Annotated in this window: 11 protein-coding genes; 5 read left to right on the forward strand and 6 right to left on the reverse strand. The window is 54.8% G+C overall.

The annotated features are described in order from the left end of the window. The 5 genes from ACK4S7_RS12265 to ACK4S7_RS12285 form a co-directional block, all read right to left on the reverse strand. Positions 1-218 (reverse strand): SMP-30/gluconolactonase/LRE family protein (locus tag ACK4S7_RS12265; RefSeq protein WP_409647285.1); only part of this gene is annotated, 218 nt, incomplete at its 3' end. A 19-nt stretch (positions 219-237) separates the two neighbouring features. Further along, positions 238-963 (reverse strand): FadR/GntR family transcriptional regulator, encoded by a 726-nt coding sequence (locus ACK4S7_RS12270; protein WP_409647287.1) that lies wholly within the window; start codon positions 961-963, stop codon positions 238-240. 66 nt (positions 964-1,029) lie between these two features. Next, complete coding sequence (locus tag ACK4S7_RS12275; protein ID WP_409647289.1) at positions 1,030-1,950, reverse strand: Gfo/Idh/MocA family protein; 921 nt, start codon at positions 1,948-1,950, stop codon at positions 1,030-1,032. After that, entirely contained in the window at positions 1,947-2,591 is a 645-nt protein-coding gene (locus tag ACK4S7_RS12280) for a 2-dehydro-3-deoxy-6-phosphogalactonate aldolase (protein WP_409647291.1), read from the reverse strand. Before ACK4S7_RS12280 ends, ACK4S7_RS12275 begins: the two co-directional genes overlap by 4 nt. A gap of 1 nt (position 2,592) precedes the next feature. Next, positions 2,593-3,477, reverse strand: a complete 885-nt coding sequence (locus ACK4S7_RS12285) for a 2-dehydro-3-deoxygalactonokinase (protein ID WP_409647293.1) — start codon at positions 3,475-3,477, stop codon at positions 2,593-2,595. Positions 3,478-3,606: 129 nt separating this feature from the next. On the opposite strand from ACK4S7_RS12285, the gene dgoD reads away from it, so the two are divergent. The 3 genes from dgoD to ACK4S7_RS12300 all read left to right on the forward strand — a co-directional run bounded on the left by dgoD (position 3,607) and on the right by ACK4S7_RS12300 (position 9,212). Beyond that, positions 3,607-4,743 (forward strand): galactonate dehydratase, encoded by a 1,137-nt coding sequence (dgoD, locus tag ACK4S7_RS12290; RefSeq protein ID WP_409647295.1) that lies wholly within the window; start codon positions 3,607-3,609, stop codon positions 4,741-4,743. A 120-nt stretch (positions 4,744-4,863) separates the two neighbouring features. Continuing rightward, positions 4,864-7,620 (forward strand): TonB-dependent receptor, encoded by a 2,757-nt coding sequence (locus tag ACK4S7_RS12295; protein ID WP_409647297.1) that lies wholly within the window; start codon positions 4,864-4,866, stop codon positions 7,618-7,620. A gap of 80 nt (positions 7,621-7,700) precedes the next feature. Further along, the gene (locus ACK4S7_RS12300) at positions 7,701-9,212 is read left to right on the forward strand and encodes a tryptophan halogenase family protein (RefSeq protein WP_409647300.1); all 1,512 of its coding nucleotides are present in this window, start codon (positions 7,701-7,703) and stop codon (positions 9,210-9,212) included. Positions 9,213-9,233: 21 nt separating this feature from the next. Here ACK4S7_RS12300 and ACK4S7_RS12305 read toward each other — a convergent pair whose 3' ends face one another. Continuing rightward, complete coding sequence (locus ACK4S7_RS12305; protein ID WP_409647302.1) at positions 9,234-10,265, reverse strand: glycoside hydrolase family 43 protein; 1,032 nt, start codon at positions 10,263-10,265, stop codon at positions 9,234-9,236. 104 nt (positions 10,266-10,369) lie between these two features. Here ACK4S7_RS12305 and ACK4S7_RS12310 point away from each other — a divergent pair, with 104 nt between their 5' ends. Together ACK4S7_RS12310 and ACK4S7_RS12315 are read left to right on the forward strand one after the other, a co-directional pair. Continuing rightward, positions 10,370-11,443 carry an aldose epimerase family protein gene (locus tag ACK4S7_RS12310; RefSeq protein WP_409647304.1) on the forward strand — a complete coding sequence of 358 codons (1,074 nt, stop codon included), beginning with the start codon at positions 10,370-10,372 and terminating at the stop codon, positions 11,441-11,443. Positions 11,444-11,454: 11 nt separating this feature from the next. Then, positions 11,455-12,202: glycoside hydrolase family 43 protein (locus ACK4S7_RS12315; protein ID WP_409647306.1), on the forward strand; the 748-nt coding region annotated here is incomplete at its 3' end.

Below are 12,202 nucleotides of genomic sequence, written 5' to 3' on the forward strand. Positions count from 1 at the left end.
GCAAATTCATCCGAGATGGCGATAAGGCCATCATAACTAGCACCAATATATCCCCCCGTCGCACGCGGAATGATCGAGCAGATTTTTTCACTGACCGGATGCGTTTGCGTTCCCCGTGCCGCGCTCCACTGGAAAACATGCGGGGTATTGATGTCGACCCAAAAAAGGCTTTGGTTGCGCTGTGCCCAACATGGCCCTTCGCCCAGCACTGCGCGCACGTCGGCAAGACATTCCATCTTATCCGGTTCTTTCCGCTTCAGCGATGAGCATCATAACATCCGCAATCAGCGCTGCCATGGCGGCCCGGGCTTTTTCAGGTTCGCGCTGCGCAATTGCGTCAAGTACCGCCTTGTGCTGAGGCAAGCTGGCGGTGCGGCCCTTGAAACGGTTGGTGAAGCGTATGGAGGTGCGCAAAGCTGTTGTCACGACGTCGCGAAATTGCGCGTAAAACGGATTGGCTGACGCCTGCAATATTGCAATGTGAAACGCGATATCTGCCTCAAGCGAATCATCCTCGTCGCGCTCGGCAGCTTCCATCCTTGCAAAACCTGCTTCAATTGCCGCGAGTCCCTCATCACTATGAGCCCGAGCGGCCAGCGCAGCGGCAGCAGGTTCGATGGCTTCGCGCAGTTCCGAAAACTGCCTAAGCACAGAAAGCGAAAACTTACGGTCGAGCAGCCAACGCAAGACATCTATGTCGAACAGGTTCCAGCGGTCAGTCGCCTGAATGGTCGTGCCTTTGCGCGGCCGTGCCGTTAGTAAACCCTTGGCGCCCAGCATCTTTACTGCCTCACGCACAACTGACCGGCTAACATCATATTGCTTGGCAAGTTCAGCTTCGGTGGGAAATGGCTGATCGTCATAATGGCCCGTGACAATAGCCTTACCGAGATTGTCCAGCATGCCATAAGTCAGATTGCGGCCCATTGCCGATGACAAGTTCATGTCGGATACTGCATTCATGTTTTGACCCCCCGGCCGATTTGCGCCCGCGCATGTTTCGCTCTGTGCGCTCCTTTATCGGCAAAATCAGACAAAATCTTCCACCATTTTACGCGTACCAGTCAGGAAGCAGTCCGCCACGATACGTAAGGGTTCGCGGTCGACCCGGCTGCGCCGACTTTTGACGATCTGCGCGAATTCCTTATATATTCCGCGATATTCATTATGGTCGGGCAGAGTTTGTCGTGTCCCATCGATGTCAAGCTGCGCGCCGCCCTGTGAAATGTCGACAATTTTGCCAGATTGCGTCATGAGCCGGATGGACCATTGTTCCTCGGTGCCACTACGCCAGTCGAAAGCAGCAGTGCGTGCACTGCCTTGAAAGCATATTTCCGTGGCAATTGGGGCCTGTTTGTTTGAAGGAAAATAAAGCGTGGCATCGTCAACCAATAAGGGTTCGTCGAGGATACGCGTCAAGATCGACAGACCGTTAATGCCCGGGTCGAAAACACCAAAGCCGCCGGCTTCCCAAATCCACTGCTGACCAGCATGAAATTTGCGGACGTCCTCCTGCCAAAGGAGAGAAATAGATATTATCTCTTCGCTGGCAAGCGCGTGTCGTGCAGCATCAACTGCTGCAGCATATTGCGAATGCCATGCTGTGAATATGGGCACCTCGTGGCTCTCTGCGACTTGGAGGAGCATGTCCAGTTCGCCAAGCGTTGCAGCCGGCGGCTTTTCCAGCAACATGGCTACACCGGCAGTGGCCACCTCAGTGGCTATCGCAAAACGTGGCCCGGGGGGCGTGCAAATGGCGACTGCGTCGACACCAGTAGGCATAGAATAAAACATATCCGCAACACTGCGGAAATGGGGGCAGACGACGTCCACCGGCTTGGTGGGTGTTACAATTGCTACCAGTTCAAAGTCCGGGTTTCCTTTAATAGCGGGAAGATGCTCATCGCGTGCAATCTTGCCAAAGCCAATAAGCGCAATGCGGATTGTCATGCGAGATCCTGCAATGGTAGTGCGGCAACGAACTGCGACGCTGCTTCGTAGACATGCGAAGCCGAATAACCCGGACGATACAGGGCACCGCCAAGGCCGAAGCCGCTTGCACCGGCCGATAGCCATTTTGTCGCATCTTCAGCTTGCACCCCCCCGACAATAAACAGGGGAAAACCGGCCGGAAGAACAGCCCTTTGCGCTTTCACCACAGCGGGCGAAGCAGCCTCGGCAGGAAACAGTTTAATGGCGTGGGCACCCGCATGGATCGCGGCGAACGCTTCAGTCGGCGTGAAATAGCCGGGAATTGAAATCATCCCTGCTGAGACGGTTGCCGCGATAACGTGGGGATCGGTGTTCGGTGACACCACCAATTGACCGCCAGCCTTTTTGACTGCTGCCACATCTTCCACGCGCAACACGGTACCTGCGCCGACTATGGCGTTGTCGCCGGCATCGGCAGCGAGACGCCTGATACTTTCCAAGGGGTCGGGTGAGTTGAGTGGGATTTCGATAATGTTTATGCCGCACTCCATAAGCGCCCGGCCTACGGCAAGGATTTCGTCCGGCCTAATGCCGCGCAATATCGCAATCAGTGGACAGCGATGGATGTGGTTCGTGAATCTGTCGGTAAGCTGTGCCAATTTATTCACCCAATTGCCGAATAATGGAGTCGATGCCAGCGCGAAAAGCTGCCCCGCCATCGACAAAGCTGCTAGTGCATCCCGATGCTGCAATGGCTCTGGCGTAAAGATGACAAAGGTCCGGTCGCCCGATCAGCGTCACGTGACTGCCAGAGGCAGCCTGCATGAGCCCCGCCATCACGTCATTGCCAATCAGAAGCCCGCTGGCATAAGATGCATCAGCGGGGGGCGCTGCTTGCAAAAGGTAACGTGCCCTTACGGCGAACAAAGCGTTGAGCAACGGCGCGCCATCGCGCGCGTCCTTCAATCCCTGTTGAAACGACGCGTTGTACATCACGTCGTCACTCATCTGGGCTGCCAATATGCTATGTGTTTTCAGCAGATCGAAAATCTCGCCCGTCATCGCAGTTTGAAAGCGACTAATCCGACCGTTTTGGAGATGGATCCATTTGCAGTGCGTCCCCGGGTGGCAAATGATAGCATTGGGCGAGAGTGAAGCGATGGCTTGCGCACCGAGCACCTGCACTTCTTCGCCGCGCATAACATCAGCATGGCCCTCTGTCTGGCAAACGCCGGGGATGATGCCGGTGCGCATCGGCTCGACCCATAAGATCGAAGCAGCGAGCAACGCAGCGTCGGCTGGGCAAGGCACATAGCCTGCTTGCCGCCACCCCCTGTCCGAACCGACCATTCCGGCGAGAAGCATGGGGTAGTCGCCAAGCTGCTTGCGAATGTCCGCAGCCGCTGAGTCAAAACCGCCTTTCGGCACCGACATTAGTCCAAGATGATCCTTGAATTCGGATTCGACTGAGCCACTGCTGTCAATAAGCCACGCGCGGCGGTTGGTCGTTCCCCAGTCCACTGCAATGTATTTTGCGTGCCACATAGCGACCTTTCTCCTGCGGCTTAATCCTGCCCAGCGATACGTCGGGGTGCAAAGCTAGTTCCGATTGCATTGTATGTATTATCATATAAATGTGCAATCACAGTTTGTCGTAGAAGAAGAATATTCGTTATGAAAATCGCCAGAATCGAAACCTTCCATGTCCCCCCACGCTGGCTTTTTGTAAGAATGGAAACCGAGGATGGCGGTGTTGGCTGGGGTGAGGCAAGCCTTGAGGGGCACGCTGAAGCGGTGGACGGCGCAATAGAGGCGCTGCGAGACCGTTTTTTGGGCACCGATCCACGGCAAATCGAAGATATATGGCAGGTTGGGTATCGGGGCGGATTTTATCGGGGCGGGCCAGTGTTGATGTCGGCAATTGCTGGACTCGATCAGGCATTATGGGACTGGAAGGGTAGGCATTATGGTTTGCCGGTCTGGGAAATGCTCGGTGGGCGTGTGCGTAACAAGATACGCGCTTATGCATGGATAGGTGGCGACCGACCTGATGATATCGCTGCGGCTGCCCAGGCGCGCCGTGCCCAAGGCTTCTCCGCTGTGAAGATGAATGCCACTTCGGAAATCGACTATCTGGTTGCGCCCAAGATGGACGAAGTTGTTGAACGCGTGGTCGCGGCTCAAAGTGAAGGGTTGGATGTCGGCGTCGATTTCCACGGGCGCGTCCACCGGCCAATGGCGAAACAACTGGCCAAATTGCTTGAACCGCTTGGCTTGTTGTTCATCGAAGAACCAATCCTATCGGAAAACCCTGAAGCACTGGCGCAGCTTGCAGGGATGGTCAGCACGCCAATTGCGGTCGGTGAGCGGTTATATTCGCGCTGGGACTTCAAGCCGTTTCTGGCCAGCGGCGCGGTTGATATTATTCAGCCCGACTTGAGCCATGCTGGCGGCATTACCGAGTGCCGCAAAATTGCGGCGATGGCTGAATCTTATGATGTTGCCGTTGCGCCGCATTGCCCGCTGGGCCCGCTTGCACTGGGTGCGTGCCTGCAACTGGCAGCGAGCACGCCAAATGTGATCATTCAGGAAATGTCGTTGGGCATCCACTATAATGATACCCACGATTTGCACACATTTTGCACCAATCCCGAGGTTCTGACGCCTGTGGACGGGTTCCTGCCCATTCCAACGGGACCCGGGCTTGGCATAGAAATTGATGAAACCAAGGTGCGTGAGGCGCACAAACATAGGCATCGTTGGCGAAACCCGGTGTGGCGACACGCGGACGGCAGCGTTGCCGAATGGTAACAATTGACCAAATAATCCGTTCTATAGGATAAATCATACAATTGACTTGCTCCAGCAGGAAAATTTCGTATATTGCATGCTTAGAGAACCGTGTTTGCGGTCGTGAAGAGGGGACCTTATATGCGCTTTAAGACCATCGCCCGTTGTACAGCATCGTTTGCTGTGATTTCTTTGTCCGTCAGCGCAGCCTATGCGCAGGATGCAGCACCCGCTCAGGGCGCGGGTAGCGCAGAGGAAGACGCAATTGTTGTAACCGGGCTTCGCGCCTCACTTCAATCGGCACAAAGCCAAAAGCAACGGTCAGACAAGATTGTTGACTCGATTGTTGCTGAAGACATTGGAAAACTACCGGATGTCGCGGTTTCGGACACCGCCGCACGTATCCCGGGAATTCAGGTGGAACGTAGGGGCGGCGAAGCCAACCGCGTCCTATTGCGCGGCCTCGACCGGTTCAATTACACAACGACTTATAATGGGCGTGAGATATTCACGGCGGAAACGCGGTCGGTAGCTCTGCAAGATTTCCCTGCCGGCGGCATTAGCGCCATCGACGTCTTCAAGACATCAAGCGCCGATTTGGTCGAGCCAGGCATTGCCGGCCTTATCAATGTTCGTTCGCGACGTCCGTTTGACTTCGAAGGCTCAGAGATTGCAGGCTCTGTTTGGGGCGTTTATCCCGACAAATCGCGCGATCTGGAACCAAATGCCCAGTTGCTGTTGTCTGATCGCTGGAGCGCGGGCGATGGCGAAATTGGGGCTTTGATCAATTTCTCGTACACGCGCATGCATTACCGCGATTCTGTACGTCGCCATGGCTTTTTTATCGCGGATCTTGCAGGTGCGCGTTCACCTGACTGGCCGGAAATTCAATATGCCGAAGCCGAAAGATGGCGCCCTTCCATAAATGGGGCGCTCCAATGGCGTCCTTCACCCGACCTTGAATTTTACGCCGAGGGTCTTTGGCAAGGATATCGCGAACGCGCGACCGACCGGATGTGGGCGCAGCCGCTTTGGGGTGGCGCATCCTATGAAAATCTTGTGGTGGAGAATGGTCAACTTATCAGCGGCACGGTCAACCGGCCAACGGACTGCTGTGGCGGAAACCATACCTGGGGCTTTCAAGGGGCAACCAAACGAGACACGAATACCTATCAGTTTGCCATTGGCGGTCGGTGGGACGCCGGGCCATTAAGGGTCACTGCCGATATTGCTCGCACAGACAGTACATTCGATCTGCGCACCGAAAGTGTGGATTATGAAATCAACACCAAAAATTATTCGGTAGATTTCTTCACCGGTCGTCCGGGCGGTTCTGGCCCTACGTTCCAGATCCGCGGAGTCGACCCAACTAACCCAGCGATTTATAACTATCGCGGCTTTTTCGAAGATTATCTGACTGCCAGCGGTGACGATCTGCAAGCGCGTCTTGACTTTCAATATGATCCCACCGGCATCAGCTTTCTGCCGAAGTTGAGTTGGGGTGCGCGCTTCGTCAATCGCGATGCCTCCTCGCGTGCTGGCGATTTTTACTGGAACCTTCGGGACCGAGGAATTCCGATTAGCGCCGTGCCGCTTGATTATGTCCTTCAACCGCGCGGTTTCCGTGGCGACAAAAACGCACCTTTCCCGGTAAGCTGGTTCGGACCTACGTTTGACAGCGTGCATGAAAACTTGAAGGAACTGCGCCAGTTCAACATCAATCTGACTGGCAATGGTTCCGTTGATGGCCCACCAAATGATCCGGCCCGGACGTTCAACATTAACGAAAAATCTTACGCAGGATATGCGCAGGCGAATTACGAATTTGAAGCTGGCGCTGTAACGATTGATGGGCAAGTGGGCCTTCGCGTCGTCAAAACCGAGACCGATACGACAGGCACCATTTTCACCACAACAGGACCGCAACCGATCAGTTACAAAACCAGTTACACCGACTGGCTGCCTAGCGCGAATATGCGTGTTCAGTTCACCCCGGAAATTCAAGCACGGCTCGCGTTTACCCAGACCCGCACCCGCCCGAATTTTTCACAATTGAATCCCGCATTGCGGCTTGCGCCGACACCAGCATGTACGCCGGGTCAGACCGACTGTATCCGGACGGGATCAGGGGGCAACCCCTTCCTGAAACCGCTCGACTCTGACAATTACGATGCGAGCTTGGAATATTACTTCTCACCGACAGGATTTGCCTCAGTGGGTGTATTCCGCCGGGACATGAAGGGGTTCATTGCCAATCGTGCCTATGAATTCCCTGAGCCCGATCCCGAAACCGGATTGCCCCTAGTCATATCCGGCCCCATCAATACAAGGGAAGCACGCATCAAGGGTTTTGAAGCGCAGGTCGGAGGATTTTTCGACTTCCTTCCCGGCGCTCTAAGCGGTCTGGGTGCGCAGGCGAACGTCACCTATATCGACGCCAAAGCCGAGTTCGGGTTCTTCTGTCCGAACAACGCCAACGCACCCTGCACGGCTGGCCCTGGCGCACCAAATGCAGCGACATTGCGTACGCCCATCCCTGACGTATCAAAATGGACGTACAACCTTGTCGGCCTGTACGAACGCGGCGGCCTCACATTACGCCTTGCGTACAATCACCGTAGCAGTTTCCCTGAAGCTGACCGCGCAGAACGGGATGGTTTCTTCACGCTACAGGGCCGAGGCAATTCGGTATCCCGGCTTGACTGGTCGAGCAGCTATGCTTTGACGGACAAGTTCACCGTGTTCTTTGATTGGACAAACATACTCGACGATCCTTTCAAATCGGACATCGTGCGGGTCAACTATCCCGGTGGCGTTCCGAGCGCCGAGGAAGTGTTCCCGATGGTCGTTCGGTTCGAAGAGTCGGTGATGTCGGCCGGTGTCAGGTTCCGTTTCTGATCTGAATCAGGCCGTCACCCGTTCGGGAGGTATGATTCATTGAAAAAACGATTTTTGTACTTCACTGAACGGCAGGCAGCGTGAACGCGCACGCCATTCGCAAGATAGTGATCGTTGGAGGCGGCACGGCTGGCTGGATGGCCGCTGCCGCCTTGACGACATTGCGCGCAAAAAATGCGGTGGAAATATGCCTTGTCGAGTCCGACGAAATCGGGACCGTTGGGGTAGGGGAAGCTACGATCCCACCGCTGATCGCCTTCAACAACATGCTAGGGATCAATGAAGACGAATTTGTTGCAGCGACCAACGGGACCTTCAAACTCGGGATAGAGTTTGTAAACTGGGGTGCCGTGGGCGAGCGGTATTTCCATCCTTTTGGTCCGCATGGGCAGGATTTTCGGGGTGTCCATTTCCACCAACTGTATTCGCGAGCCGCCCGGCAGCGCGCGATGCCGGATATCCAGAACTGGTCGATGAGCGCAGTCGCGGCAGAACTCGGCCGCTTCGCTCGGCCGGGTCCCGACGCGCGCCTGCCGCTTTCGCAACTGGGTTATGCGTTCCATTTTGATGCTGGATTATACGCACTGTTCCTGCGCCGTCTGGCTGAAACTGACGGTGTGCGCCGCGTAGAAGGCAAGATCGTGGCATCAGCACTTGACCCCGAAAGCGGGCATGTCCGGTCTATTACCCTTGCCGATGGTCGCGAGATCGAGGGCGATCTATTCATCGACTGTTCGGGATTTCGTGGGCTGTTGATTGAGGAAAAGCTTGGCACCGGCTATGAAGACTGGAGCAAATGGCTGCCTTGCGACCGTGCTGTCGCCGCGCCCTGCAGCCTTCCCGACGAGCCAGATCCATTCACGCGGTCGACTGCATTGGCCGCAGGCTGGCAGTGGCGCATTCCGCTTCAGCACCGCATGGGTAACGGCATGGTATATGCAAGCAACCATCTCGCGCGCGTCGACGCGGAATCCATGCTTGTCGAGAGCCTCGAAGGAGACATCCTTGCCGAACCCCGCCATTTGACGTTTACGGCAGGTCGGCGTCGTCGCGCATGGAATGGTAATGTCGTGTCCCTTGGTTTATCAAGTGGGTTTGTCGAACCGCTGGAATCCACGAGTATTCATCTCATTCAAAGCGGGATCGTAAAGCTGCTCGCTTTGTTCCCTGACCGTCGCTTTGACCCTGCGGAGCGCGACGAATATAACCGTCAAATGCAAACCGTATTCGAAGATGTACGCGACTTTGTCATCCTGCATTACAAGGCAACGCGGCGTGACGATTCCGAATTCTGGAATTACTGCCGCAATATGGATGTGCCGGATAGCCTTGCCACCAAATTTGAGCTTTGGCGTACAAAAGGCCGGCTGTTCCGTGAAGGATTTGAACTTTTCGGGACTGCAAGTTGGGTCGCGGTCTTATTTGGCCAAGGCGTTTTGCCGTTAGAAACCGAACCAGCAGTTGATGCCATCGATGAGGACATGGCGAACGACGCACTTGAAAAAATGCGGTTGAGCTATCGTCAAATGGCCGAACATATGCCCGGCCACGCCGAGTTCATCGCGCGGTCATGCACCGCGTCCAGCGGATAGCAAACCCTTGCGGCCCAGTCTTCATTTTGGGGCGGCAGGCCGCAGGCTCACGCCAATCTGCGGTTTCCCGTCCTTCCACAATAATGGTGCAATATACATATAGCGTTTATTATCGAATTTCCGGCACCCCTTAGTTGCGGCCCATGCATGGAAGGAGATGAATTGCCGACCCCCTACATCAAACACTGATTGATGCCCTGGGCCACTCAAGCACCCGACTTTACGGTCATTATAGCTATTCAAGATTGGATTGTTCGAGGCGTCCTTGCACGGCCCCATCGGACCTTCGCACGTTGCATAGCCAATTGCATAAGGCGAAAGCCGCTGGTGGGTTTCCCAGCCATAATGGTTGGCGGAATAAAACATCACGTAGCTGTCGCCACGGCGGACCATAGTGGGCGCTTCGATGACATGCGCCTCCCATGAAGTGTCGTTACGTAGCAGCGGCGTGGCCTCGCCCACTACGTTTAAACCGTCCGGAGTCAGCCGCTGCACGTAGATATCGGTCGGCTTCTTGAACTGCGGGTTGTTGCCGTCATTTTTGTAATAGAGATAGAACTGCCCGTCAGTGTCGCGGAATGCGTGGGAATCAATGGTTCCTCCAAGGTCCGTCTGACATATAACGGGCCTGTCTGCCGTGGACGTAAAGGGTCCCATCGGGCTCACGCTGAACGCTGTGCCTAAGCACTGCAGGTCGCTCTTTTTGTCACGAGCCGTAAAGTGCAAGACAAAACCGTCCTGAGTCTTGAGCACTTCCGGTGCCCAAGTAAGCCCGCGTTTCACCCATGACGGAAGCTGCGGCATGGCGTCGTGCAACTTGTCGCCTTCAGCCAGCAGTTTCCAGTCTACAAGATTTGTCGACCGGGCCATTGGCACATTAGCGCGATCTGCACTGGCATTGGTGGCATATGCGAGAAATTCAGTTCCGTTTCGAAAAATGAATGGATCGGGAAAGTCAGTCGACAACACCGGCACAAAAGCAGGCTCACCCTTGTTTGATCCATGGGCAGCAAAAGCGAAAGCGCCGAGCACTATTATTCCGAAATATTTCACATCGTCTCCATTACATGACAACGCATTGTGCATTGACTCGCTACGCGGTTGTCACGCGTTTTGTTTTATCATATAAATCAGTTTAAATGAAAAGGGGATAAAATTTGACGCGGTCAAAGCTCATCAAAGAAGTTTTCGGAACGCTTGCCAATGGTGAAACCGTCGATTTGGTCACCTTGACGAACGCTCGCGGGATGACGGTCAAAATCATTTCATATGGCGCCTCTATCCAATCCGTTATTGTGCCCGATGCGTGTGGTCGTTTTGACGATGTAACAACCGGTTATGCAACGCTGGATGAATATGTGGTCCAGCCGCAATTTTTTGGCTCAACGGTCGGACGCGTTGCCAATCGGATTGCACATGCGCGTTTCACGCTTAACGGCAAAGACTATACTGTACCTGCCAATGATGGTGCGAATTCGCTTCATGGCGGCGACGTTGGCTTTGACAAGGTTAATTGGACGGTCTCAGCTTGCGACGAGGAAGCTCTGTCAGTTACACTATCGCACATCAGCCGTGATGGCGACCAGGGTTATCCCGGCACTTTGACGGTCACCGCGACATATCAGCTAAGTGAGGGCAATGCGTTGTCGGTGACCTACCATGCGACTACCGACGCGCCGACTTGTGTCAATCTATCCAACCACGCTTATTGGAACTTAACCGGCGAGGGCGCGTCGCACAATGCAATGGACCAACTGCTGACAATACCCGCAGAGCATTATTTGCCCGTCGATAGCGGGGTAATCCCTACAGGGCAGCGCCGCGAGGTTGCAGGTACCGCCTTTGATTTTCGGACGCCAAAACCAATCCGTGAACAGGTCCGTGACGTAGCGGATGAACAGCTGCGCCACGGACGGGGCTACGATCATAACTGGATTATCGACGAAAAAGTGGCCAAGAAACCGCGACTACTGGCTGTTTTGGAAGATCCGCATTCGGGACGAGTAATGACCTTGCTGTCCAACCAGCCCGGCATGCAATTCTACTCTGGCAATTTCTTTGACGGCTCTACCTCCGGCAAGGCGGGAAAGAGCTATCGCATGGGTGATGCGATAGCACTGGAGCCGCAGATGTTTCCCGACGCACCCAACCAGCCAAGCTTCGCGACTGTCGCGCTGCATCCGGGCGAGACGTACGAGAATATCATTATCTGGCAGTTTGGCACTCGTTGAGGAGAAGGTGCATGAAAGGTTTCACATTCGGCTTGGCAGTTGTTGCCGCCAGCTTTCTGAGCAGTTGCGCCAACATCCCAAATGGCGTGGTTAGCACAGCTATTATTGCCAACCCGGTTTTTGATGCAAACTTCCCCGATCCGGCATCGGTCAGGGCGCCCGATGGCTATTATTATGTCTACGCCACGCAGGGCGAGGTGGATGGCAAAATGCAGAACATCCAGACTATTCGGTCACGCGATTTGCAAAAGTGGGAGCGCGTCGGCGACGCATTGCCCGACAAACCGGTTTGGGCCAGCCAAACCCAAGATTTTTGGGCTCCGCATGTCGCTTTGCACGATGGGCGCTATTATCTCTATTATTCCGCCAAGCCCGATGTGGCACTTATCGATAAGGTCAGCGGCCTGTGCCTGGCTGTAGCAACCGCGAGGCAACCGCAGGGACCATTTATAGACATAGGGACGCCGCTGCAATGTGGTGACGGGTTTGTCAACATTGACCCCATGTCTTTTGATGATCCTGCGACGGGACGGCGTTTGCTTTATTGGGGCTCGGGTTTTGGCCCAATCAAGGTTCGTGAACTTGCGCCTGATCGCACGTCTTTTGCGGAGGGCAGCACAACAACCGATTTAATCGACGTCATAAAAGACGAAGACCCCAAAAATTACCAGCGCCTCGTAGAAGGCGCTTGGGTGGTACTGCATGACGGATATTATTATCTCTTTTATTCCGGTGACAATTGCTGCGGTCCTAACGCGC

The sequence above is a fragment of the Sphingorhabdus sp. genome (assembly GCF_046292425.1).
Taxonomy (GTDB): domain Bacteria; phylum Pseudomonadota; class Alphaproteobacteria; order Sphingomonadales; family Sphingomonadaceae; genus Sphingorhabdus_B.